Origin of the sequence: Proteiniphilum sp., from assembly GCF_034927365.1 — a bacterium.
Lineage (GTDB): Bacteria > Bacteroidota > Bacteroidia > Bacteroidales > Dysgonomonadaceae > Proteiniphilum.
Genome location: NZ_JAYFQD010000008.1, coordinates 1 through 25,822, shown reverse-complemented (window position 1 = coordinate 25,822; position 25,822 = coordinate 1). Strand labels below are relative to the sequence as shown.

20 protein-coding genes, 2 tRNA genes and 1 pseudogene are annotated in these 25,822 nt (G+C 42.8%); 15 read left to right on the top strand and 8 right to left on the bottom strand.

What is annotated here, in order from left to right; genetic code table 11:
* Positions 1–493: 493 nt before the first annotated feature.
* The 6 genes from VB073_RS05845 to VB073_RS05820 all read left to right on the top strand — a co-directional run bounded on the left by VB073_RS05845 (position 494) and on the right by VB073_RS05820 (position 7,587).
* Entirely contained in the window at positions 494–1,612 is a 1,119-nt protein-coding gene (locus VB073_RS05845; RefSeq protein WP_323403214.1) for a TlpA disulfide reductase family protein, read from the top strand.
* A gap of 207 nt (positions 1,613–1,819) precedes the next feature.
* Entirely contained in the window at positions 1,820–2,917 is a 1,098-nt protein-coding gene (locus tag VB073_RS05840) for an N-acetylmuramoyl-L-alanine amidase (protein ID WP_323403213.1), read from the top strand.
* A 15-nt stretch (positions 2,918–2,932) separates the two neighbouring features.
* Positions 2,933–3,826, top strand: coding sequence for an MlaD family protein (locus VB073_RS05835; RefSeq protein WP_323403212.1), 894 nt, complete (start codon positions 2,933–2,935; stop codon positions 3,824–3,826).
* A gap of 356 nt (positions 3,827–4,182) precedes the next feature.
* A complete protein-coding gene (gene dnaA, locus VB073_RS05830) occupies positions 4,183–5,586 on the top strand; it encodes a chromosomal replication initiator protein DnaA (RefSeq protein WP_323403211.1) in 1,404 nt (467 codons plus the stop codon).
* A gap of 60 nt (positions 5,587–5,646) precedes the next feature.
* Positions 5,647–6,906, top strand: coding sequence for a metallophosphoesterase (locus tag VB073_RS05825; protein ID WP_323403210.1), 1,260 nt, complete (start codon positions 5,647–5,649; stop codon positions 6,904–6,906).
* 54 nt (positions 6,907–6,960) lie between these two features.
* Positions 6,961–7,587, top strand: coding sequence for a ribonuclease HII (locus tag VB073_RS05820; protein WP_323403209.1), 627 nt, complete (start codon positions 6,961–6,963; stop codon positions 7,585–7,587).
* Positions 7,588–7,634: 47 nt separating this feature from the next.
* On the opposite strand, the gene VB073_RS05815 is transcribed toward VB073_RS05820, so the two are convergent.
* Positions 7,635–9,764 (bottom strand): Tex family protein, encoded by a 2,130-nt coding sequence (locus tag VB073_RS05815; protein ID WP_323403208.1) that lies wholly within the window; start codon positions 9,762–9,764, stop codon positions 7,635–7,637.
* Positions 9,765–9,837: 73 nt separating this feature from the next.
* On the opposite strand from VB073_RS05815, the gene radA reads away from it, so the two are divergent.
* The 3 genes from radA to VB073_RS05800 all read left to right on the top strand — a co-directional run bounded on the left by radA (position 9,838) and on the right by VB073_RS05800 (position 13,984).
* A complete protein-coding gene (radA, locus tag VB073_RS05810; RefSeq protein WP_323403207.1) occupies positions 9,838–11,205 on the top strand; it encodes a DNA repair protein RadA in 1,368 nt (455 codons plus the stop codon).
* A gap of 98 nt (positions 11,206–11,303) precedes the next feature.
* Positions 11,304–11,374, top strand: a tRNA-Cys gene (locus VB073_RS05805).
* 342 nt (positions 11,375–11,716) lie between these two features.
* Complete coding sequence (locus tag VB073_RS05800; RefSeq protein WP_323403206.1) at positions 11,717–13,984, top strand: cation:proton antiporter; 2,268 nt, start codon at positions 11,717–11,719, stop codon at positions 13,982–13,984.
* On the opposite strand, the gene VB073_RS05795 is transcribed toward VB073_RS05800, so the two are convergent.
* The gene (locus VB073_RS05795; RefSeq protein ID WP_323403205.1) at positions 13,985–14,284 is read right to left on the bottom strand and encodes a hypothetical protein; all 300 of its coding nucleotides are present in this window, start codon (positions 14,282–14,284) and stop codon (positions 13,985–13,987) included. It lies immediately after the preceding gene.
* Between the two features lie 153 nt (positions 14,285–14,437).
* On the opposite strand from VB073_RS05795, the gene VB073_RS05790 reads away from it, so the two are divergent.
* The 3 genes from VB073_RS05790 to pgeF are packed head-to-tail and all read left to right on the top strand — an operon-like array spanning position 14,438 to position 16,991.
* A complete protein-coding gene (locus VB073_RS05790) occupies positions 14,438–15,013 on the top strand; it encodes an adenylate kinase (protein WP_323403204.1) in 576 nt (191 codons plus the stop codon).
* Between the two features lies 1 nt (position 15,014).
* Positions 15,015–16,163 carry a GTPase ObgE gene (gene obgE, locus VB073_RS05785; protein WP_323403203.1) on the top strand — a complete coding sequence of 383 codons (1,149 nt, stop codon included), beginning with the start codon at positions 15,015–15,017 and terminating at the stop codon, positions 16,161–16,163.
* Between the two features lie 36 nt (positions 16,164–16,199).
* A complete protein-coding gene (gene pgeF / locus VB073_RS05780) occupies positions 16,200–16,991 on the top strand; it encodes a peptidoglycan editing factor PgeF (protein WP_323403202.1) in 792 nt (263 codons plus the stop codon).
* 80 nt (positions 16,992–17,071) lie between these two features.
* Here pgeF and VB073_RS05775 read toward each other — a convergent pair whose 3' ends face one another.
* The 4 genes from VB073_RS05775 to VB073_RS05760 all read right to left on the bottom strand — a co-directional run bounded on the left by VB073_RS05775 (position 17,072) and on the right by VB073_RS05760 (position 22,077).
* Positions 17,072–17,647, bottom strand: coding sequence for a superoxide dismutase (locus tag VB073_RS05775; protein ID WP_323403201.1), 576 nt, complete (start codon positions 17,645–17,647; stop codon positions 17,072–17,074).
* A gap of 384 nt (positions 17,648–18,031) precedes the next feature.
* Complete coding sequence (gene ftsH / locus VB073_RS05770; protein ID WP_323403200.1) at positions 18,032–20,137, bottom strand: ATP-dependent zinc metalloprotease FtsH; 2,106 nt, start codon at positions 20,135–20,137, stop codon at positions 18,032–18,034.
* A gap of 90 nt (positions 20,138–20,227) precedes the next feature.
* Positions 20,228–20,587: a ribosome silencing factor gene (rsfS, locus tag VB073_RS05765; protein ID WP_323403199.1), complete on the bottom strand. Its 360-nt coding sequence runs from the start codon at positions 20,585–20,587 to the stop codon at positions 20,228–20,230.
* 248 nt (positions 20,588–20,835) lie between these two features.
* Positions 20,836–22,077 carry a DUF1080 domain-containing protein gene (locus VB073_RS05760; protein ID WP_323403280.1) on the bottom strand — a complete coding sequence of 414 codons (1,242 nt, stop codon included), beginning with the start codon at positions 22,075–22,077 and terminating at the stop codon, positions 20,836–20,838.
* A gap of 240 nt (positions 22,078–22,317) precedes the next feature.
* On the opposite strand from VB073_RS05760, the gene ribF reads away from it, so the two are divergent.
* A complete protein-coding gene (gene ribF, locus VB073_RS05755; protein WP_416349506.1) occupies positions 22,318–23,256 on the top strand; it encodes a riboflavin biosynthesis protein RibF in 939 nt (312 codons plus the stop codon).
* A 76-nt stretch (positions 23,257–23,332) separates the two neighbouring features.
* On the opposite strand, the gene mltG is transcribed toward ribF, so the two are convergent.
* Positions 23,333–24,379, bottom strand: a complete 1,047-nt coding sequence (gene mltG / locus VB073_RS05750; RefSeq protein ID WP_323403198.1) for an endolytic transglycosylase MltG — start codon at positions 24,377–24,379, stop codon at positions 23,333–23,335.
* Between the two features lie 123 nt (positions 24,380–24,502).
* Between mltG and VB073_RS05745 the strand changes: the two genes are divergently transcribed.
* A tRNA-Ser gene (locus VB073_RS05745) sits at positions 24,503–24,589 on the top strand.
* Positions 24,590–24,716: 127 nt separating this feature from the next.
* Positions 24,717–25,370 carry a DNA damage-inducible protein D gene (gene dinD, locus VB073_RS05740; RefSeq protein WP_323403197.1) on the top strand — a complete coding sequence of 218 codons (654 nt, stop codon included), beginning with the start codon at positions 24,717–24,719 and terminating at the stop codon, positions 25,368–25,370.
* A gap of 326 nt (positions 25,371–25,696) precedes the next feature.
* On the opposite strand, the pseudogene VB073_RS05735 reads toward dinD, so the two are convergent.
* Positions 25,697–25,822: pseudogene (locus tag VB073_RS05735) on the bottom strand (transposase); the annotation flags it as partial.

Here is a 25,822-nt window from a genome sequence, read left to right as displayed (position 1 = left end):
GGAAAAACTATCCCTGTCCGCATAAGAACCGGTATCTTGCTGAAGCAGTACATAAAGGCATATCGCCTTGATAGTTCTAATTCTAAAAGCATTGCTGTGATTTAATTCGCAAATGTAATCAAAATAATAGAAATGCAAATAAATCGTAAGTTTTTAACAGACAGCAGAAAGAAGCCGTGTCTGTTGTTGGAGATTAAACTAGTTGATAAATAATATGTTGTCTGGTAGGTGAAGCCCCTTTTCGACATGAATACAATTGGCGAATTGTCGGATAAGAGCCAACGATAGGAGAGATGGCTTAATTTTAATGTTCACACTTGCCGCCTCATTTTGTTTCCTTTCAGGTGTACGCATATCCAATCAATTCTTGTTTATATAACTAAAACGTAAGCAATACCTCTTTATTGTAAGCACTTAAAAAAACACTAAAATTGCATTTCATCGTTACATTTTCCATATCTTTGTTGTGGTTTAATTATAAAAAAGAAAGCAAATGAGAAAACTAATTTATCTTTTTATTGCAGCAGCCACTCTCTTGTCGTGTCAAAACAGCAATAAGTATACGATCAACGGTACCGTACCCAGTGATGCTTATGAAGGTACGAACGTTTATCTGCAACGGATAGTAAATAATGACGTGTTAATAACGGATACGGCTGTTGTGCAAAACAAAATATTCACTTTTTCGGGAATCGCCGATACGATAGGTGTTCGTTTGATTGCACTCGATGGAAATGTCAACCCCCAGCAGGAAAGCATTGTACCGGTGTTGATCGAGCCTGGCAAGCTGGAGGTGGCTTTCGATACAGTAATAACAGTAAAGGGGAGTGCTGTAAATAGTGGATATAACAATTTTAGATTGGCTCAAAGAGAACTGGTGCAGAAGAGTAGGGGTATTGTAGAACAATTCAATAATGAGACAGCAGCCGGCACAATGACAGAAGAGCGTGATGCTGAGTTGAATGAGGCTTATGATGGGATCAGTGATCAACTGATCGATCTTAATTTCAATTTTTTCAAAGAAAACATTACTAATAAACTGGGTGAATTTGTTTTTCAGAATTCCCGTTATACCTCCATGCTAAAACCTGAACAACAGAGAGAGATCTTTACCCTTGCCAGTGATGAATTCAAAGCCGATGAAAATATCCGACGAATGATAACGAGGCTGGATAATCTTGAAAAAGTGGCTGTGGGAAAGAAGTTCATTGATTTCTCTATGGACGATACAGAGGGAAAGGAAGTTTCTCTATCCGATTATGCCGGAAAAGGAAATTATGTCTTGATTGATTTTTGGGCTTCATGGTGTGGTCCTTGTCGTCAGGAGATGCCTCATGTAGTAGCGGCTTATGAAAAATATAAAGCAAAGGGTTTTGAAGTTGTTGGGATATCATTAGATCAGGATCATAATCGCTGGGCACAGGGCATCAAGGATCTCAAGATGACCTGGCCTCAGATGTCTGACCTGAAATATTGGAATAGTGCGGTAGTGGATCTTTACGCTATTGACGCTATACCTCACACAGTATTACTTGACAGAGAAGGTACAATAATTGAAAAAAATTTGAGAGGAAATGCGCTGGAAAAGAAATTAGCCGAATTGATGCCTTAAGTTTCGGGATTTAATTTTATATACCGTTTCATGATGAAGCGGCAGGGAAGTGAGTTGTGTTGGCAACTCACTTTCTGTGTCTATTGGAGTAATGGGAAGGTTTATTTCATGTTAAATTGTTTCAAAGTTGAATAAATTCATCTTAGCCATATCGTGAAACTGTTTTCAATACAAAATTTATATCTATTTTTGCAAAAAACAATTTGTATGGTGCTACATAGAAAGCAGTTGTTTTTTCTTTTTTGGATTCTAATCCCGGTTTTTTTGATGATTGCCGGGCCAATATCAGCTCAAAACAGAAAATTTACTGTTGTAATTGATCCGGGTCATGGAGGGAAAGATCCCGGTGCGGTGGGATCAAATTCCAAGGAGAAGGATATCGTACTATCGGTGGGTTTGAAACTGGGGAAATTCATCGAAAGTAATCACCCTGATGTGAATGTAATATATACCCGGAAAGATGATCGGTTTGTGGAGTTGAACAGAAGAGCGGAGATTGCCAACAAGGTGCATGCCGATATGTTTATATCGCTTCATTGTAATGCTCTCGACCGTAGAAAAACTTCCCCTCAGGGAGTGGAGACTTTTGTCCTGGGGTTACACAGGAGTAAGGATAATTTGGATGTAGCCAAGGCAGAAAACTCGGTGATTATGTATGAAGAGGATTATTCGGTGAAGTATGAAGGCTTTAATCCCAACGAACCGGAGTCGTATATTATCTTCGAATTTATGGCCAACGAGTTTCTCGATCGGAGCGTTTATTTTGCTTCCATGGTGCAAAACCAACTGGTTACTAATTCGAAGAGAATAAACAGGAATGTGCGTCAGGCAGGATTTCTTGTGTTAAGAGCAGTGGCTATGCCCAGTGTCCTTGTGGAATTGGGATATATCAGTAACAGGGAGGAGGAAAAATACCTGAAGAGCGAGAGCGGTCAGACTTCCCTTGCTACGAGTATTTATAACGGCTTTAAAGAGTATAAACGGGAATACGATAAAAAGAGTTATGTCTTTAATAATGGGGAAAAGCAGCGCCCTCAATCCGCCGGAGTTTCCTCATCCTCAGGGGTGACTAACGGAAGGGAATACAGGATTCAGTTCATGACTTCATCCCGTAAATATGAAAATGGTGCTTCGGTGTTTAAAGGATTGACGCCGGTCGATTTTTATACAGATGGAAAAACCTATAAATATACGTATGGAAGTACACTCAGTCCTGGAGAGAGCAAAGAATTATTGAAGAAGGTACGGAAAATTTTCAAAGATGCCTTTATTATTGAGTTCGAAGATGGAGTACGTGTCAAATAAACAGATTTTCAATATATGGGACCCAAATTGAGTAGAAATGCACTTATAGGACTGGCTTTTATTGCCAGCCTTGTCATGATTTATTTCGGGATTAATTTTCTGAAAGGGGTCAATGTTTTCAAAAAACAGAATCAATATTATGCCCAGTTTGATGATGTATCGAAACTTTTGATCTCTTCACCGATCTATGTGAAAGGTTATCAGATAGGGTTAATCAATAAGATAGAGATGGTAAGTGACGATCCGATGCGTTTCTCGGTAGGACTTAACTTGTCGGAGGATATACGAATTCCGGAAGGAAGTTATCTTGAGTATGATCTTGATATGTTTGGAGCATCCACTGTGAATCTCGTGATGGGATCTTCTAATGTTTATGTTGAACTTGGAGACACCATAACCGGGAAAAAGATGTTTGGCCTTATGGATGGTGTTGCGACTGTGATGCCCAAAGCCGATTCTATTCTTCTTCGTGTTGACTCACTCATCTATACACTTCATAAAATCGTAGCCAATCCCGCTTGGGACCAGTCGATTAAAGGGATAGGAAACACTGTCGAGCAACTTAGTAGATCAAGCGTAAGCCTGAATAGAATGGTTAGTTCTATGGAAAAGGATCTTCCTGAAATCAGCAAAAATCTGGCTTCGGTCTCTTCCGATCTGAAGGTGGTTAGCAACGAACTTAGCCAGATGGATATGGCGACTACCTTCGCATCCATAGACGAAACAGTCAATAATTTGAAACAACTGACGGCTAAAATCAATAGTGACGACAACTCACTCGGTTTGTTACTCAACGATACAAAACTGCATGATAGCCTTAATATGACAATTGATACGGCCACCAAACTCCTGGAGGATATTCGCCAGAATCCGGACCGATATTTGACGATAAGGGTGAAGCTTTTTTGACGAGTGATAGTTTTGAACGTGTGCTCTTGAACGTGTTAAATAGAATGATTCTAAATAATACTCTGTGGGTGAATAGTGACAAACTCTTTGTTTGATCGAAGTTAAGTAACAATATCGTAACTTTTTCCGTCATTTATCGATAACTCTATGCTTTTTATATCATGTTGTTAATCAGTTGTGTTCGGGTTTGTTGTTTATTGTAATATGTTGAAAAGTAAGCTTTTGGTTCTATTTTATTGATAAATAGCGCCTTTTTTTAGTAATCAAAAAGAAGAGCTGAAGTTTATTTTTTTATCTCGTTTTTTTTTTGAAAATTTGTAGTTCGTTTGCGAAGAATCAAAAGATCATTTTTACCAATGAATAAGGATTGCCGACTTTTATGGAATAATTGTTTGAATGTCATTCGGGACAATATCCCCGAACCGGCGTTCAATACGTGGTTCCTACCCATTGTTCCGCTAAAGTATCAAGATCATGTGTTTACAGTACAGGTTCCCAGTCAGTTTTTTTACGAGTATCTGGAAGATAAATACCTTGATCTTATACAGCATACACTATATCGGGAGGTGGGGGAGGGAACCATCCTTAACTATCGTATACTGGTAGAGACAGAAAGTAATACTGTCGTTGAATTGCGTGGGGAAACCAAGCCTTATGCCGGTGCGGACAGGAACGTGGCGGGTAAGGTCTCGGCAAAGGTACCCAGCCCTTTCGATAGGGTGGAAACGTCAGAATTCGATTCTCAGATTAATTCAAAGTATACATTCCTTAATTTTTTTGAGGGGGAGAGTAACCGTCTTGCGCGCACGGCAGCTGAGGCAGTTGCTATGAATCCGGCAAAAACGGCATTCAATCCGCTGTTTGTACATGGTAATTCCGGCGTTGGAAAAACGCATCTTTGTCATGCTATTGGATCGAAAGTGCAGGAGTTTTATCCTGACAAGAAGGTTCTTTATATTTCTGCTCATCTGTTTAAAGTACAGTATACCGATGCCCGTCGCTTCAATACGATCAATGATTTTATCAACTTTTACCAGAGTATTGATGTGCTTTTGATCGATGATATTCAGGAACTTTCTGGATTGGAGAAAACACAGAATACTTTCTTCCATATATTCAACCACCTGCATCAGAACAACAAGCAACTGATTATGACTTCCGATTGCCCGCCGATGGATATGCAGGGTGTAGAAGAACGTTTGCTTACCCGTTTTCGCTGGGGGCTTACTACCAAGTTGGAACGTCCTGATAAAGAGCTTCGTAAAAAGATCCTTCAAAGTAAGGTATTAGCAGATGGTCTTACTATTCCGGAAAATGTAATCGAATATATTGCAGAGAATGTTACGGAAAACGTGCGTGATCTGGAAGGTATTGTGGTTTCTTTGATGGCTCACTCCATTATTAATAATCGGGAGATTGATTTGGTACTGGCCCGTAGAGTAGCGGAACAAAGTATTAAATTTGAGAAGAAACGTATTACTGTCCAAAAAATTCAGGATATTGTTTCTGACTTCTATCATGTGAAGAAAGACCTTATCCAGTCTGCATCACGAAAGCGCGAAATAGTACAGGCACGCCAGGTAACTATGTATTTTATCAAGAAACATACAGAATTGTCGCTTTCCCAGATTGGAGTACAAGTAGGCAATCGTAATCATGCTACCGTACTTCATGCCTGCAATACGGTAAAAGACTATTATGAGGTGGATAAAGGATTCCGATCCGATATCGATGAAATTGAAAGTTTGCTTAATTCATGATATGGAAGCCGTTTCGAAGTAAAATTAGAGGCGGCTTTTTTGTGTGTTACATTTTTCAAGATGAGAAGCTTCCTCTATATTCCCATTCTGCTGTTCATCCTTATTCTCGGATGTGCTTCGTCAGGAACCACAGATGCCATAAAGATTGCTGTGATCTCCGATATTCATTTTCTCGACGGTCAACTCACATCGGAAGGCACCGCCCTTTCTGCATACGAGAAGGCAACCGGAAGAAATATAAACGATTTACATAAAGTACTGGATGTGGTATTGGCCGATTTGTGCGATGAAGCCCCCGATCTGTTGTTAGTAACCGGTGATATTACCAATCATGGGGAGAAGCAAAGCCACCTCGCTTTTATTGAAAAACTCAGGAGATTACATAATCAGGGTATCCGCATTCTTGTTATTCCGGGTAATCATGATATCAATATTCCTGATGCGAAAACTTATCGGGGAAGCAAGGCTACACCAACAGAAACAGTTTCAAAGGAGGAATTTGCGGAGATATATGCTCCGTTCGGTTATTCGGATGCACTGAAGAGGGATAGAACTTCTCTGAGTTATCTTGCTGAAGTTACCGATTCCGTCTGGCTCCTCTGTTTCGATAGCAACCGTTATGACGAGCATGTGACAACTTCTATAACCAGTGGGCGTATATTGCCGGAGACAATGACCTGGGCTCTTGACATCCTCCGGGAAGCGAAAGAGAGGGGAATTAGGGTGTTGGGAATGATGCATCATGGTCTTGTGGAGCATATGCCCTATCAGGCAACTTTCTTCCCCCAATATCTGATCGATGAATGGGAGAAGAATGCCGATCTTCTTGCTGATGCAGGATTAAAAGTGGTTTTTACAGGTCATTTCCATGCTAACGATATTACCAGGCGTACCTCTTCGGCCGGAAATGAGATCTATGATGTGGAGACTGCTTCTTTGGCACAGTATCCTTTTGCATACAGGATCATGATGTTGGATGATACTGCCCTTTCTATTGATACCCGTTTTGTGGAATCGGTTCCCTCCAATCCTGATCTGGGCAGTCTCTACAAGGATAAGCTGGAAGCTATAACACGACGTGTGGCAGAGATACGGTTGGAAGGGTTGGGTATATCCATGTCGCAAGAGACCTTTGACATGCTGACCGATGTGGTTGTGAAACTCAATATGATGCATGTGAAGGGAGATGAAAAACCGGAACTGGAGATGAAAAAGACAATTCTTGCTTTTGCCGATCTGATGGAAAGTGAGGTTGATCCGGATTCATTTGTTTTTGATTTCCCTCCGGAAGATAACCGGGTAGTGATACCGCTTCGGTGATGATAGGTGGACAGGTGGAGAGTGGAAAAAGTTTGTTGAAGTTAAGAAGTTAAGATGAAACAGAGGAATCCTTTGTTGGGTTGTTTGGAGTCCGGGCGTTTGGAGGCCGGATGCGATGAGGCGGGACGTGGTTGTCTGGCAGGTCCTGTTTTTGCTGCTGCGGTGATACTCCCTGATGATTTTCAGTGCGACGGATTGAATGACTCGAAACAACTTTCGGAAAAGGAGCGTGCCGAATTACGGATAATCATCGAAGAAAATGCGTTGTGTTATGCCGTGGAAAGCTGTTCGTCCGAAGAGATTGATGAGATCAATATCCTTTGGGCTTCTGTAAAAGCGATGCACCGCGCTTTAACTTGTTTATCTACATCTCCTGAACATATACTGGTGGATGGTAATCGTTTCCGTCCCTTTGGCAGCATTCCTCATACCTGTGTAGTTAAGGGAGATGCAAAATATCGCTCTATCGCTGCTGCCTCTATCCTTGCCAAAACATACCGCGATGAGTATATGCAAAAACTCCATGAAACATATCCCGCCTATGATTGGTCTCACAATAAGGGTTATCCCACCAAAACCCATCGGGAAGCACTAGCACAGTACGGAATCACACCCCATCACCGGAAGAGTTTTAACCTGTTCGAAAGGCAACTGATGATTGATTGGGACAAAAGTTGTTGATTGTGCCTATTTGCACATTTGTACATCATCACATCCCATCTACCTAATCACCTATCCACCGTTTTCATACTGAGCTGAATCCGTTTGCGTTCCAGATCAACGGATATCACCCTTACTTTTACATGCTGGTGAAGTGATACCACGTCGGTAGGATTGGAGACGAAACGGTCGGCCAGTTCGGAGATATGTACCAGTCCGTTTTCCTTGATACCTACATCCACGAAGCAACCAAAATTGGTGATATTGGTCACGATGCCTGGAAGGGTCATGCCTTCTTTCAGATCGTTGATGGTGCGGATATTGGGGTCAAATTCCAGGACCTGTACCTGGGTGCGCGGATCCCTTCCCGGCTTCTCCAACTCTTGAAGTATGTCAGTAAGTGTTTCTTCACCCACGGTCCCCGTTTTATAGCGGTTGATGTCGATGGTTTCGATCAACGGTTTGTTACGAATCAGTTCCTTCACTGTACATTTTAGGTCTTTGGCCATCCGTTCAGCGATCGTATAGCTTTCCGGGTGCACGGCGGAGTTATCCAGCGGATTTTCTGCATCGGGAATGCGGAGGAACCCAGCGCATTGTTCAAACGCTTTCTCGCCTAAACGGGGTACTTTCTTCAATTCCCTGCGTGAACGGAAGGGGCCATGTTCTGCCCGATAATTGACGATATTCTGTGCCAACGACTCTCCTAACCCTGAGACATAGGTAAGCAGGTGTTTGCTGGCTGTGTTCAGGTTCACTCCCACGAGGTTCACACAGTTCTCTACTGTCTGGTCAAGCGATTTTTTTAATTTTGTCTGATCCACATCATGCTGGTATTGACCTACACCGATCGATTTGGGATCGATCTTCACCAACTCAGCCAGCGGGTCGCTCAGTCGCCGTCCGATAGAAACAGCGCCACGTACTGTCACATCATACTCCGGAAACTCTTCACGGGCTGTCTTCGAGGCAGAATAGACCGATGCACCGCTTTCGCTTACCACAAACACCTTCACCTCTTTTTCATATCTCAGATTGGTGATAAAGCGTTCAGTCTCACGGCTGGCAGTACCGTTCCCGATGGCAATGGCATCGATCCGGTAGGTGGAAACGAGTTTGACTATCTTACTTGCCGATTTGGAGAACTCGTTTTGTGGTGGATGGGGATAGATGGTCTCGTTATGCAGCAAATTTCCCTGTTCATCCAGACAAACCAACTTACAACCGGTGCGGTAACCGGGGTCGACTCCCAGAATGCGTTTCTGTCCCAAAGGGGGAGCTAACAGCAATTGACGCAGGTTTTCTGCGAAGACGGCTATAGCCGCCTCATCGGCCAGTTCTTTAGAGAGATTGGCAAATTCCGTTTCTATGGAAGGTTTCAGAAGTCGTTTATAGCTGTCGGTCACTGCATCTTCCACATGATCTGCCGCTTCACAATCATTTTTGGCATAGCGGGGAACCAGCCTGTCGAGGCATTTATCATCATCAGGAGTGATGGAGACCCGCAGAAATCCTTCTGCCTCTCCACGACGAATGGCCAGGAGGCGGTGTGACGGACAACGTGACAAAGGTGCGGAGAAATCGAAATAATCCCGGTATTTCTCACCTTCTCCCTCTTTTCCTTTCACCACTTTGGAAGTGATTACCGCCTCACGGGCAAACACATTTCTTACCAACTGGCGTGCATGAGTGTCTTCGTTTACCCATTCGGCAATAATATCACGAGCCCCTTTCAATGCCGTTTCCGCATCAGTCACATTCTCATTGAGATACTGTGTGGCTTTTACTTCTGCTGAACCGTTATGCTGCGCCATCAACCATTTAGCGAGCGGTTCCAGACCATTCTTGCGGGCAATCTCTGCGCGCGTCTGCCGTTTCGGCTTATAGGGGAGATAGATATCCTCAAGTTCGGTACCGTCCCAACAATCGGTGATCTGCTTTTCCAGTTCGGAAGTCAACTTCTCCTGTTCCGAAATCGACTTCAATACATATTCTTTACGCTTTCCAAGCTCTAAATATTTTTCATATAATTCTTTGATGCTGGCGATCTTCACTTCGTCCAAACCTCCTGTGACCTCCTTCCGATAGCGGCTGATAAAAGGGATGGTAGCCCCTTCTTCTAGCAGTTTGATACTGTTCTCTACATTTCTGAGAGAGATATTCAGTGATTTGGAAATGAGTGTATGAATGACTGACATCTGTGTTTGTTTTTTTCTGACTTACAAAAATACAAGAAAATTCTCTATCTTTACCTTTCTAAACAATGACTCCATGGCGAAACTGAAATCTGTCTATTTTTGCTCCAGTTGCGGGTATGAATCTCCGAAGTGGATGGGGAAATGTCCTGCCTGCGGTGAGTGGTCGACCTTTGTAGAAGAACTAGTGCGGAAGGATGTTGGCTCTAAACAGGAAGATACCCGTTCCTTCACAGAGATGAAGAGCGAACCAATGCCGCTGAGCAAGATCAAAGCTGACGAATTGCCAAGGATCGATATGAACGACGGAGAGTTGAATCGCATACTGGGTGGTGGATTGGTCCCGGCGTCCGTAGTATTGATCGGTGGAGAACCGGGCATTGGTAAGTCGACATTGGTATTGCAGACTATTCTCAAACTTACCGGTATGAGGTCGCTTTATGTGTCAGGGGAGGAGAGTGCCGGACAGTTGAAGTTGCGTGCCGACCGGATAGGCATAAAAAATGATGAATGTCTAATCGTGTGTGAAACCAATCTCGATGAAATCTTTAAGCATGTAAGGAAAGTATCGCCGCAACTATTGATCATCGACTCGGTACAGACCATTTACAGTGAGGCATTGGAATCGTCGCCGGGTACAATTTCGCAGGTGCGTGAATGTGCAGCCTTGCTCCTCAAATTTGCCAAACAGTCGGGTGTCCCGGTGTTGTTGATTGGTCATATCACCAAGGAGGGAAGCATAGCCGGTCCAAAAATCCTGGAACATATGGTCGATGCCGTATTGCAGTTTGAAGGCGACCAGCACTATATGTACCGTATCCTTCGTGGAGTCAAGAACCGGTTCGGAAGTACTGCAGAATTAGCTATTTACGAAATGAACCAGTCGGGACTGCGTGAGGTGAGCAATCCGTCGGAGTTGCTGTTGACCCAGAACCATGACGGGTTGAGTGGTGTAGCTATTGCCGCAGTGGTGGAGGGTGTCCGCCCTTTCCTGATCGAAACTCAGGCATTGGTAAGTACCGCTGCCTATGGTACCCCTCAACGTTCGGCTACCGGATTTGATATCCGGCGGATGAACATGTTGCTGGCAGTGCTGGAAAAGCGAGCTGGATTCAAACTGGCACAAAAGGATGTTTTCCTGAATATTGCCGGTGGCTTGCGGGTGAGTGATCCCGGTATGGATCTTGCGGTCATCAGCGCGGTACTCTCGTCCAGCCTCGATATGACGATAGAAAATAACACCTGTCTTTGTGGAGAGGTAGGATTGTCGGGCGAAATCCGGCCTGTACATCGCATAGAACAGCGTATTCAGGAAGCTGAAAAACTGGGCTTTTCCCGTATTCTTGTACCATTCAATAATCTGAGAGGATTTAATAAAAAGATGAAGATCAATATCCAGCAGGTGAAAAGGGTGAGTGATGCTTTCAGATTGCTGTTTTCTTGAAATAGATTGAAGGAAAAAGCTTGAAAGAGTAATAGAAATGCAAAGGAATCTTTTTATAACTCGAAAAAATATTCTATCTTTGCGCTAAATTTGAAAATGGTACCTTGGCCGAGTGGTTAGGCACCGGTCTGCAAAACCGTTGACGGCAGTTCGAATCTGCCAGGTACCTCTGATAACGTTGAAGGAGTAGAAATTTCTATTCCTTCTATTTTTTTAAGTAGTTATTGCTTTTTACGGTGTAAAAAAAAAATGGATTATTATAATTAAAAATACCACAATAGAGGAATGTGCATTCTTTAGATTAAAGTAGTGAATTGTCATAACTAATAGTCTATTTGTAGAAAAAAGAAAAAAATATACCATAAAAAAAACATTTTTCTTATATTTAAAGGATATGTGTTTCGGAAAATTCAAGCGAACTTGGATTTTTTCATTGTTTTCACTACATTTGTAACCCATAATTAGATCACAAGCAAGTATCAACATTTTTCTACTCAAAGAATAAACGCCAATGGGACATTTACCCGATTTTATCGGTGATCTGGCACTGATCCTGATTACCGCCAGTATAGCGACGATTGTTTTCAAATGGTTGAAACAACCGATCGTGTTGGGATATATCGTAGCGGGTCTTCTGGCAGGCCCTTATATACCATGGCTTCCCACCGTGGCGGATATGGGTAACGTGACGGTCTGGGCGGAAATCGGAGTAATTTTCCTGTTGTTCGGGCTGGGACTTGAATTCAGTTTCAAGAAGTTGATGGATGTTGGCGGAACGGCATCTATTGCCACACTGATCAATATGGGTTCGATGATTGTCATCGGTTATTTTATCGGACAATTATTGGGGTGGTCAGCGATGGATAGTATTTTCCTGGGCGGAATGCTTTCTATGTCATCGACGACGATCATTATCAAGGCATTCAACGATATGGGGCTTCAAAAAAAGAAGTTTGCCAGTATCGTCTTCGGTATGCTGATCGTGGAAGATATCGCCGCGATAGTGATGATGGTGCTGCTCTCTACCGTGGCGATAAGTAAACATTTCGAAGGGGCAGAACTGTTCAACAGTGTGTTGAAGCTGCTGTTTTTCATTTTTATCTGGTTCGTGGTGGGAATTTATGTGATCCCGACTTTATTAAAGACACTGAAACGGTATCTGAACGATGAAACTCTGCTGATCGTTTCTGTCGGGCTTGCCCTGGGAATGGTACTGTTTGCCGTGCAGGTGGGCTTCTCTCCTGCTTTGGGCGCTTTTATCATGGGTTCTATCCTCGCTGAAACCATTGAGGCGAAGCGTATCGAACATCTGGTCGAGCCCCTTAAAAACCTTTTTGGAGCTGTCTTTTTCGTCTCTGTGGGAATGATGATCAACCCAAGTATAATCATCGATCATGTCGATTTGATCCTCCTGTTCACCGGGGTCGTACTGGTTGGACGTATCGTTTTTGCCACATTGGGAGTATTGGCGTCGGGACAGGGATTGAAAGTTTCTATCAATGCCGGGTTCAGTCTTGCACAGATCGGGGAATTTTCCTTTATTATCGCGACACTGGGTATGACTCTCGGGGTCATCAGTGAAACATTATATCCCATTATCGTTGCCGTTTCGGTGATTACGACTTTCACAACCCCTTACTGTATACAGATTGCCAATCCCGTATCGGCTTTTATAGAGAAAAGGATTCCCCAAAGATGGAATAAGATTGTCACAGGTTATGCTGCATCCAGTTATAAGGCTGTAAACAAGCAAAGCGACTGGAACCGTTTGCTGAAAAGCGTCCTGACTTCTACTGGTATCCATTTTATGCTCTCCATAGCGGTATTATTGCTCTTCAGGAACTTTGTCACCCCTTTTATTTTATCATACGTCCCGGATACATGGGGCAAGATCTTATCGGGTTTTACCACACTGTTGGTGATGTCTCCTTTCATACAGGCTATGGTGATAGGAAAAACACAGACACCGGAATTTAAAAATCTATGGAATCATGAACGTACGATTAACCGTGGTGCAATTATTTCCTTGACGGCCATACGTGTGGTGCTGGCTACGGTTGTTGTCCTGATGGTGCTCATCCCGCTTTTCCCAAAACTGGCGGTGTTAATGGTTGTAATTGCCTTGAACTTAATTACGTTTATCATCTTCTCCCAAGGATTGAAAAAGCAATCGCATGATATGGAAATCCGTTTTCTGAGAAATTTCAATGAAAAGCAGCGGCATGAAGAAAATAAATCAGCTATCTTGCCGACCGTGGCCAATGCTCTGCTGAACAAGAATATCCATATTGAAGAGTGTGAAGTCTCACAATTATCTCCCAGTGCAGGAAAAATGATACGTGAACTCGATTTCCGCGAACAGACGGGAGTCAGTATCGTGGCAATCATCCGGGGAAACAAGAAAATTAATATTCCCGGTCCGGATCAGGTGATCTTCCCGTTCGACCGGATTGTAGTAGCGGGTTCGGACAGCGAGATACAGGCTTTCTTTCAGTATCTGGATGAAAGAAAGGGCTTAGTCAACGAAAAGGAAAATAACGATGGAGAACACCATATCAGTGTCTCGCAATACATCATCGACCCCGATTCTTCGTTGGTCGGGGAAACCATTGCCAATTCCAAAATTCGGGAAAAAGCAGAGTGCATGATTATTGGTATCGACCGTGAAGGCCAGTCGGAAACAAAACTTATTCCCTCTTTCGTGTTTGAAGCTGGCGATATCCTCTGGTTAGCCGGTGAGAAAAACAAGCTAAACCATTTCGAAGACAATATCAAATAGCTACTTCCTGAAGGCGTCGGCTATCTTGTCGAAATTCTCTTTCCATGCATCAGAAACTGTAGTGAAAAAATTGCCCGCACTCTCTTTCACCACATCCCATTTGGTGTCGGCTACCTGCTCGTATTCAGCCAGCTTGGCGGAGAGATTATCTTTCATCTCTTTCAGTTTATCCAGCCGTTCGCTGTATTCTTCTTTTGCGTCCTCTGCGATTTCTTCCGCTTTTTCTTCCAATTTGGTGATATAATCCGCTAATTCGTTAATTACATCTACCGTTTTTTGTTTGAATTCATCCTTTTTCATTATTGAGACTGTTTTATGTTGATATCTTCTCAATAAACAGATAACGAAAAAATTAGTTCGATTCCTGATAATTAGATCAGGGTAAAAACGGAGATGAAGCTAACGTGAGGAAAATAAAAAAATCGTATCTTTGCAACTTAACTGAAGAAAGATATGTTGAATATAGTAATTTTTGGAGCTCCCGGATCGGGAAAAGGAACACAAAGCGCAAAATTAGTGGAGAAATATGGGCTTAAACACCTCTCTACCGGAGATATATTGCGAAACGAGATTAAAGCAGAAACAGAACTGGGTAAGTTGGCCGACTCATACATGTCGAAAGGTCATCTCGTCCCCGATGAGTTGGTGATTGATATATTGGACAGTCTGATCAGCAAGCATAGCGATGCCAAAGGGTTTATCTTTGACGGCTTTCCCCGCACATTAGCTCAGGGCGAAGCACTTGGTGAGATGTTGGCAAAACATGACGAGGTTATAGATGCTGTACTCAGCCTTGAAGTGGAAGAGGAAGAGTTGATCGATCGACTGTTGAAACGGGGGCAAATCTCCGGCCGGTCGGATGATAATAGGGAAACGATTGAATCGAGACTGAAAGTATATCACTCGCAGACCGAACCGCTCAAGGAATTCTACCGCACACGCAGCACATTAAAAAATATTGAAGGAGTCGGTTCTATTGATGATATCTTCGGCTCCATCGCGAAAGAGATCGACCAGTTAGGAAAATAAGATGGCGGAAACAAATTTTGTAGATTACGTAAAGATTTTCTGTAGGTCAGGCAAGGGAGGACGCGGTTCTGCCCACTTGAGAAGAGAAAAATATATCCCGAAGGGTGGTCCTGACGGGGGCGACGGAGGGGATGGCGGAAGTATTATCCTCCGTGGTAATCGTAACTACTGGACATTGCTCCATCTGCGTTATCAACGGCATATCCTCGCCGGACATGGTGAAGGTGGGGCGAAAGCCCAACGTTCCGGGAAAAAGGGCGAGAGTAAGGTGATTGAAGTACCCTGTGGTACTGTCGCCTATGATGCACATACAGGGGAGTATTTATGTGATATTACCGATGACGGACAGGAGGTTGTCTTGTTGAAGGGAGGCCGTGGCGGTCAGGGTAATGTCCATTTTAAGTCGGCTACCAATCAGACCCCTCGTTATGCTCAACCGGGAGAACCTTATCAGGAACGGTGGGTAATTCTCGAGTTGAAACTATTGGCGGATGTCGGATTGGTAGGATTCCCCAATGCCGGGAAGTCCACCCTGCTTTCAGTCGTATCAGCTGCAAAGCCGAAGATCGCCAACTATCCCTTTACTACACTTCAGCCCAATTTGGGTATTGTGGAATACCGTGGAGGAAAGTCGTTCGTGATGGCCGATATCCCGGGAATTATCGAGGGAGCCAGCGAAGGTAAAGGACTTGGCTTGCGGTTCCTTCGTCATATTGAACGGAACTCCTTATTGCTTTTCGTGATCCCTGCCGATGCGGATGACATAAAGGAGGAATACAATATTCTGCTGAACGAATTGACTCAATATAATCCTGAATTGTTGCATAAGACCCATCTACTGGCAATTTCAAAGGCAGATATGCTCGATGAAGAACTGATGCACGAGATAGCATTGGACTTACCAGACATTCCTTACCTGTTTATTTCCTCTATTACGGGGTACGGAATCCATGCGCTGAAAGATCTGATCTGGCGGGAACTCAATTCGGATGATTATGTGCCGATATCGGCTTCGCGTGATACGCTGGTACACAGAAATCTTGACCTGTCTTTTTTAGAATTCGAATCGGAAGAGGAGTTTCCCGACGATGCCTCTGATTCTGGAGAAGAAGAGGAAGAAGAGGACAACTATTATGAAGAGGATTTTTAACGTTTTGAGATGAAGCCACACCCTCTTTACAACAATTTGCTTCTATTTGATCTTTTCGACCGGGAAGAGAATATTGTTCATTTTACTACTACCCGTGAGGGTGGGGTGAGTGACGGATCTTACTCTTCCTTCAATATGGGGAATTTTTCTGATGACAGTCCGTTGAATATCAGTGAAAATCGTGCAATACTTGCCCGTATGCTCTATATGGATATAAGCCGGTTTGTCATTCCTCACCAGACGCATGGGACCAAGGTATTGACGATAGACAAGACTTTTTTCGATCTTGATCATGCTGTAGCCATTGAGACTCTGTATGGTGTGGATGCAACTATAACTGTTGAAAAAGATATTTTTCTGTGTGCCACCACAGCCGATTGTGTTCCGATTATTCTGTACGACAAGAGGAATCATGTGATAGCTGCTATTCATGCTGGATGGAGAGGATCTGTGGGACGAATTGTAGAGAAGACGGTCGTGGAGATGAAACAACAATTAGGTTCTTCTCCCGCTGATATAATTGCGGGCATAGGTCCGGCAATAGATGTGTCACATTATGAAGTGGGTGATGAGGTGGTAAGCAGTTTCAAGAATCAGGGCTTTGACTTGTCCGACTTCTCTCTTTTTCCGAGAAAAAATCGCTATTCCAAATATCATGTTGACCTGAAAGAGATTAACCGAAGAGAGTTGATCAGACTCGGTGTACCTGAGGCAAACATCGAAAAAAGTCTATTGTGCACATTCGAGAAGGAAGATATATTCTTTTCGGCACGTAGGCAAACAGTACACTCGGGGAGGATGTTAACAGGTATCATGATGAATGGATAAAAAAAGAGAGAGTGAATTTTTTTCACTCCCTCCCATCCAGTTGACTATTGTGATCTATTATACCGGAAGATTGCTTTCAATTAATAACGTGCACTTACCACGTCCCAATCTATGATCTTCCATATTTCTTTCAGGTGATCGGCACGGCGATTCTGGTAATCGAGATAGTATGAATGTTCCCATACATCAAAACCTAAAATAGGAACCAAACCGCTTGTAACGGGATTACCTGCGTTACTTTCTTTCAGGATAGAAAGTTTACCGGCCTGGTCTTTTGCCAGCCATACCCATCCTGAACCAAATACGGAAACTCCGGCTGCATTGAATTCTTCTTTGAATTTTTCGAACGATCCAAATTGCTCATTAATGGCATCGGCCAATTTACCTTTCGGCTCACCACCGCCGTCTTTTTTGAAAGAGGTGAAGTAAATATTATGATTGAGGATCTGTCCTGCATTGTTGAAGATCGCTCCGTCACTCTCTTTCACTACTGTTTCAAGATCTGCATTTTCAAATTTTGTCCCTACTACCAATTTATTCAAATTATCTACATAGGCTTGATGGTGCTTACCGTAGTGAAGCTCTACTGTCTGTTTGCTGATTACCGGTTCTAAAGCGTCGGTTGCATAAGGTAATGCTACTTTTTCGAATTTCATATTTATATTGTTTTTAGAATTGTTATTCTCATTGTTTTTCGCGTTGGAACTGTTGCAACTGATTGCAGACAAAGCGAATAATATTGCGAATAAGTAATAATGAATTGTTTTCATACATCTGAATTTTTTGTTGTTACGGTCTGTACCCCGCAATGATTAGATCATTTAATGATTGACTGAATAATAATTATCAAATCAATAAATCATCGAATCGTCTTCGTGCTTATAACGAAAACAATCCTTGAAATGTTCAATCGTATAATTATCGATCCTCGTTAAATTAGATAAAACAATATGAAAGAAAAAAAGCCTGACTGTTTAAAAGTCAGGCTATCAGTTAGCTTTAGAATATTATTGGTATTCTCTATTGCCGTTGTTCTTTATTTATTCATTGAGACCGGTTGTTTTTCTGCTCTCTTCATTGCTTTCATTTTCCTGCTGTGAAGTGGATGCGACCTTTTCATCAGTGTCGATAAAAATATGATCTCCCGACCCGTGTCGTTTGGGCGAAATATGTATACCGTCGGAAGAGTTTTTTTCATTCTCCAGAATCTCCTGAGAGCGTGATATCCATAAGCGTTTGCCGAATATTTTTTCCAGGTCGTCGGAATAGATAATTTCTCTTTCCAGAAGGATACTTGCCAACTGGTTATGGCCTTCCGCTTTATCTGTAAGAATTTGTTTCGCCCTGTCGTATTGTTGGTTGATCATTGCTTTCACCTCGCTATCGATCAACTTGGCGGTTTCGTCGCTATACGGTTTGGAAAAAGTGTATTCCTGTCCTGACGAATCATAGTAACTAAGGTTAGGCAGTTTATCGCTCATCCCCATATAGGTAATCATGGCATATGCCTGTTTGGTTACACGTTCCAGATCGTTCATCGCCCCGGACGAAATCGATCCGATAAATATTTCTTCGGCAGCTCTCCCTCCCAGAAGGGCGCACATCTCATCAAGCATCTGTTCTTTGGTGGTAATCTGCCGTTCCTCAGGTAAATACCAGGCTGCCCCCAGTGCTTTTCCCCGAGGCACGATAGTCACTTTTACCAACGGGTTAGCATATTGCAGGAACCAACTTAACGTGGCGTGTCCCGCTTCATGAATGGCGATAGCCTTCTTCTCATTCTGGGTGATGATCTTGTTCTTCTTCTCGAGCCCACCCACGATACGGTCAACCGCATTCATGAAATCCTCTTTTTCTACGAATTTCTTTTTCTTTCTTGCGGCAATCAGCGCTGCTTCATTACAAACGTTGGCGATATCGGCACCCGAAAAGCCGGGTGTTTGCCTTGCCAAAAACTCCACATCTACAGATTCATCTATCTTGACGGGACGAAGGTGTACCTTGAATATCTCCTTTCGATCGTTCAGGTCGGGAAGTTCTACGTAGATCTGCCTGTCGAAACGGCCTGCACGGAGCAGAGCCTTGTCCAGTACATCGGCACGGTTGGTGGCAGCGAGAATGATCACCCCACTGTTCGATCCGAAACCATCCATCTCGGTAAGAAGCTGGTTCAACGTATTTTCCCGTTCGTCATTCGAACCGAAATTATTATTTTTTCCACGGGCACGTCCTACAGCATCTATCTCGTCAATAAATACAATGCAGGGGGCTTTTTCTTTGGCCTGACGGAAGAGATCCCTTACCCGTGAAGCACCCACACCGACAAACATCTCCACGAAATCAGATCCGGAGATGGAAAAGAAAGGTACATTGGCCTCGCCTGCAACGGCTTTTGCCAGTAATGTTTTTCCTGTTCCGGGAGGGCCTACAAGCAATGCTCCCTTGGGTATCTTCCCACCCAGGTTTGTGTAATTATTGGGATTCTTCAGGAATTCCACAATTTCCTGTACCTCTTCCTTGGCTTCGGAAAGACCGGCCACATCCTTAAATGTCACCTTCTGGCTGGAATCCTTGTCGAAGAGTTGCGCCTTCGACTTGCCTACGTTGAAAACGCCTCCACCACCTCCGGCACCACCCTGCATCCTGCGCATCATCCATACCCAGAATACGATGAGCAGGAGAAATGGTGCAAAAGTGAGTAATATTCCCCAAACTTCCGACGTGGTATCGAAACTTACCTTAATATCATAATTCTTCTCAGACTTCACCTGATCAATAAATTGAGATGCCGTCTCGGGGGAGCCTATTTTTACAGAAATCACCGGTGATTTGCTTGCTTTGTTGGCATTATCGCCGAAGACATAACTGACAGACTCATCACGCACCATTGCTTCAGCCAGCTTCTTGTTGCTGTATATCACCACACTTTTTACGCGGTTGTCTTTTACGTATTCTTGAAAATCGGACCATTTTACCTCATTTGAATAAGGATCCTGTCCAAACATCCAGACTCCCATGAGAAATGCCAACACAATGGCGTAAATCCAGTAGGGATTGAATGGTTTTTTAGCGTTATTGTTTCCGCCTATCTTCGGACGCAGAGTAGGTTGTTTGTCCTGTTTATTTTCTTTGTTTGTATTGTTCATTTGACTGACTCTCTATTGCAAAATTTTTTTTGATGATCTTAGTGTGGAAAATCATCTGGATTATTGTAACAATCTTTTGAGAAATAAGTTTTAATATATGGATGGAATGTGTTCTGATCGGGCATCTTCCCAAAGATTATCAATATTGTAAAAACTACGAAGTTCAGGCAGGAATATATGTACAATTATATTACCGTAATCCATACCAATCCATTCGGCACGTTGTAGACCATGCACACGAATAGGATCCTCGTGCCTTTTTTTCTTGACAATCTCGTCTATCGAATTAGCCAGTGCCGATACTTGTGTGGGGGTATTGCCTTCACAAATTACAAAATAATCGCAGACAGCGCCCGGTATACCTTTTAAATGAATAGTACAGATGTTTTTCCCTTTTTTTTCCTGAATACCTTCAATAATACTTTGTAAAAGTCCGTTTTTTTCTGTCATTCTTTATTTTAAGTGAGTTAATCATACAAAGATAGGTTCTTTTTTCAAAATAAAATGGAAATAAATATGAAAAGTGAACAGGGGGACAGGTGGGTAGGTTGGACAGGGGGTAGGTGGATAGGTGAGAAAATGGACTGGAAGAGGAAAATAAAACCCAGTCCTTTGTGAGACCGGGCTTTACCTTATCAGTAAAACGAATCAGAAGAATGTACCGCTTTTCCGTTTCTGTCACCTGTTATATGTTCTAATTACAATGTCTTTATTTTCAGGCTCTTCCACAATACTTTGATGCCTCCACCGTCGTGGATCTGTAACGCGATACGGCCCTGTGCTTTTCCGATTTTTTCATCAGTCAGGTCGACCATCTCTTCACCATTGAGCCAGGTTTTCACGTTGTCGCCTTTTACCATGATACGCAAGGTGTTCCAGTCTCCTTCTTTCAAAATATTTTCTTTTTCATCAGGAATCTGTACCAACCATCCGCGGCCGTAAGATTCATAGATGCCACCCGTGTCATGCCCTTTGGGAGCTACTTCTACCTGCCAGCCATTTACTATAGCACCCGGTTCTACGAATGAACGGATAAAGACACCTGAATTCCCGTCGGCTTCCTGTTTAAATTCAACGGTCAGATCAAAATCATCGTAATATTCACGGGTACCGAGATATCCGTACTGTTTGTCCGGACCGCTTTCACATACCAGAAGCCCATCCTGAACATACCATTTTTCGGTTCCGTAGATCTCCCATCCATGCAGGTCTGTTCCGTTGAACAAGTTTACCTCTTTTGTCTTGCGGGGTAGTTCTTTTATTTTTATATTACGGAACCAGGCGGCAGAACCGTGGTCTTGCAGACAAATCACACCTTTACCTGCCAATCCGTATTCAGGTGCATTCTCCCATTTACCGCTGTTCTTGCGGTTAAACCAGTCTTCGGTCCACGCTTCAAATTCAATCACTTTCTCACCATTGAGCCAGTGTTCCACATGCCCATTATCAAAAACTATTTTAGAAGTGTTCCATTCCCCTGCCGGTTTGATAATGGTCTTAGCCGGATCGGTAGTGTGCATGGCATAATCTGCTGCAGTCTTCTGCCACTCTTCCAGCGGTTCCGGGAATCCGAGATCATCGATCAACTGGTATTCCGGTCCGGTTACGTAAGGAACGGTAAATTTCGGGTTTTCTACCACGTGATACAGTATGCCACTGTTACCGCCGTCAGCAATCTTCCAATCCCACACCAATTCGAAATTTTCATACGTTTTTTCGGTAACGATATAACCATGCTCATCAGCCCCTTCACCTTTGGCCTGGATCATGCCGTTTTCGGCAAACCAGGGAGCCGTCAGTTTCTCCCCATTATAGTCACGCCAACCGTTCAACGTTGTGCCGTCGAAAAGTAATTGCCATCCGTCGGCAATCTCCTGTTGCGTGAGCGTGTTGTGTTTCGCGTTTTCGGTGCAACCTGTCGTTGCGATAATCATACTCATTACAGCCAATAAAATAAATTTAGATCTCATCGCTTTTTTTATTTAAAAGGATTAAACTTGATAATGTGATAATGTTGAATACAAAGGTACAGAAATGATGTTAATATGAAACTATTTTGCCTGATTTCTTTGACAATAGGTCGGATAGGGAAGAAAAGATATCGAAGAATCTTTCATTTTTAAACAAAGCTTTGCCAAATTCGTTTTATATTCGCAGTTTAATACGTAATTTACTCGATTTTGAAATTCATTGACTTGGCTGTGGAGAAAGAGATTGGCGATCTTTCATTCGTGGCGACTGTAGGTTTTTTTGATGGTGTACATACTGGTCATCGGCATTTGATCGATCAGGTAAGGAAGGAAGCGGACAGGTATGGATTGCCCTCTGCTGTGATCACTTTTCCGGTACATCCCCGCAAAGTACTGCAAACAGATTATCAACCGGCACTTTTGTGTGGCTTTGACGAAAAAGTTGAACAGTTGGCTACCACAGGTATCGACTATTGTATCAGTCTCCCGTTTACTGTTGAACTTTCACTACTCCCCGCGAAGGATTTCATGCAAAAGGTTTTGAAAGAGCGGCTTCATGTGAAACGGTTGGTTGTCGGTTATGATCATCGTTTCGGACGCAATAGGGAGGATGGTTATGCCGAATACAGACAATATGGGAATAATCTCGGGATTCATGTGATCCAGGCTACCGAACTTCAATTGGGTGGTAATGATGTGAGTTCGTCACAGATACGCCGATTATTGAAAGCGGGGAAAATAAAGGAGGCTAATGAGCTTTTATCTTACAATTACAGATTGTCGGGTAAAATCGTGGAAGGATATCAGGTCGGCCGTACAATTGGGTATCCCACTGCCAATATGCGGGTTTGGGAACGTTATAAAGTCGTACCCGAGTTAGGTGTCTATGCCGTAGTAGTACATTTGCACGATCTTATTTATCCGGGAATGCTTTATATCGGAAAACGTCCTACGTTACATTCAGACGATGAAATAAGTGTAGAAGTTAATCTTTTTGATTTCGATGGCAATTTATATAATCAGTCGATGAGCGTGGAATTTATCGATTTTATCCGTACCGATCAGAAATTCGACACCAAAGATGAATTAGTCGCGCAAATCCATCAGGATAAGGAAACTGTGAAGCAGCGGCTGAAGAATAAGAAATAACCCAGGATTGTACTTTTATGATTTTGTGGCCTATCCGGAAAGATTGCGAACAACCGTTTACAGGATTGAAATAGCATTAATAAATCCCCCGTGTATTCAATGTCCTTTGGTATGCCGCCGCATTTCGTGAATGTTCGGCATGAGTGGTTGCGAAGTTGTGTCGACCGGAAAGGTCGTCTTTGGAGCACATAAAAAGATACTCGTGTTGCTGGGGTGATAATGTGGCGTCTATCCCTTGTATGGAAGGGATACGGATTGGACCCGGTGGTAATCCGCTGTTTTTATAGGTGTTGTAAGGTGATTCCACCTCTAGATGCCTGAATAAAATACGACGTAACGTGAAATCTCCCAGGGCAAATTTTATTGTGGGATCGGCTTCCAGTCGCATGCCTCTGTTTAACCTGTTCAGATACAGTCCCGCGACGATAGGGTATTCATCTGCATAGGTCGCTTCTTCCTCCACGATGGATGCCAGGGTAGAGACCTGTACGGGTGTAAGTCCTATTCTCTCGGCTTTATTTTTTCTTTCGGCATTCCAGAAGAGGTCGTATTCTCTCTTCATGCGGCTTAACAAGTTGTCAATGCTTGCATCCCAGTACACTTCGTACGTATTTGGGATGAACATTGCTACAAATGTGTAGTTGTTGAATCCGAATTTGTCGGCATTGGCTGGGTCGTTCAGTGCGTTGAGTAACGAAAGGCTATCGATCATCAACTGTTGAGAGACCCGTCCTGCAAAGTTTTCCGCGGTTCGTAGATTGTTGAACGTAAGCTTTACAGGCGCCTGGGTACCCGATCTCAACCGACGTATTACATCCGGCATTGTTATCCCGTCTTCGATAGCATATCTTCCGGATCTTACCTTGTTGGGGTAATTCATCTGTTCAGCGAGCAGCCTGAATATTTCTTCCGATGGGAGACTTGCCTCTTCTTTCAGTTGTTTAACCACATCTTCATAACTCATCTCACGGTCTATATGGATATATACTGTTTCAGGTAGCGAGAATGGCTGAAAAACTGTGTTGTATAGGTAAACCCCGGCCGTAACCAGCGACAGAAATATAATGCTGACAACTAGCAGAACTATCTTTTTCCCTTTTTTCTTCTTTTTTACTTGTTCCATTTTATATATTGACTTATGACAATCGGTGCAAAATTAAAAAGATTCATTTGAAAAAGTCTTCTTTTCTTTGACAAGTTGAAAACAATCTTGTATATTTGCATCCGATTTTGCGAAAATCCACAAGGAAGTGTGGGTGAGTGGCTGAAACCACCAGTTTGCTAAACTGACGTACGGGTAACTGTACCGGGGGTTCGAATCCCCCCGCTTCCGCTCCTATGTCTAAAAACCTGTAAGCGATTAAGTTTACAGGTTTTTTTATTTTTTGTTTCTGTCACTCTTTATTTTTTTATATATTTGCTGGTACTCAGGCTTTTTATAACTGCTAAAATATATTGATATGGCAAAGGAGATATCAAAAAACAAGGAAAATATGTTTGAGAAGATCAAACATACAGATGAAAACGGCAATGAGTATTGGATGGCGAGGGAGTTTTCCAAGGCATTGGGATATACTGATTTTAGGAATTTTATCGGGGTTATAGAGAAAGCTTGGGAAGCCAGCAAAAATAGTGATAATGATCCATCTGAACACATCGTTGAAGCCAACGAGGTGTTAATTGCCGGTCAAGGGGCTAAACACATGTATCCAAGTTACAAACTTTCCCGCTATGCCTGTTACTTGATTGTTCAGAATGCCGATCCATCTAAAGAAGTAGTCGCATTGGGTCAAACATATTTTGCCGTTCAAACTCGCATTCAGGAAATACAACAAATGGATGCTTACAATAGCCTTCGTACAGAAGAAGAGAGACGTATTTTCCTGAGAAATGAAATGAGTAAACATAATACCTATCTGGCAGCTGCAGCAAAAAATGCAGGAGTGCAGGATGGACTGGACTATGCCATATTTCAAAACCATGGTTATGCCGGTTTATATGGAGGATTGGACGCTAAGGGTATACATAAACATAAAGGATTGAAAAAAAGTCAACACATATTGGATCATATGGGTAGTACCGAGCTGGCTGCTAATCTATTCCGCGCGACATAAACCGAAGAGAAATTACGAAAAGATAATATAAAGGGAAAGCAGAAGGCCAATCAAACCCATTATGAAGTGGGTGCAAAAGTGCGTAAGACCATTAAAGAAATTGGAGGAACGATACCCGAAAATTTGCCTGTAGCTGAAAGTATCAGAACTGTCCAAAAGAAATTGAACAAAGGAGATAAGAAAAGACTTGAAAAAGGAGAATGATACAATTATCCCGGTTTCGGTTGGGATACCTTATATTGCTTCCTGTTGATTTTCTTTTGATGGATTATTTCAGCTATTAGGGGGGATATTTCTATTAATCAATTATTTATGCGAATCAGTATTTAAAAAATTAGATAAATGAATGCGATGGCGATTTTTCCCATCGTATGTATAAGTAATCCTTTTGTGGATCTTACTTTTTGCGCTCTTTGAATAGTTGTTTTTTCATTCAGCCAGTTGAAGAATGA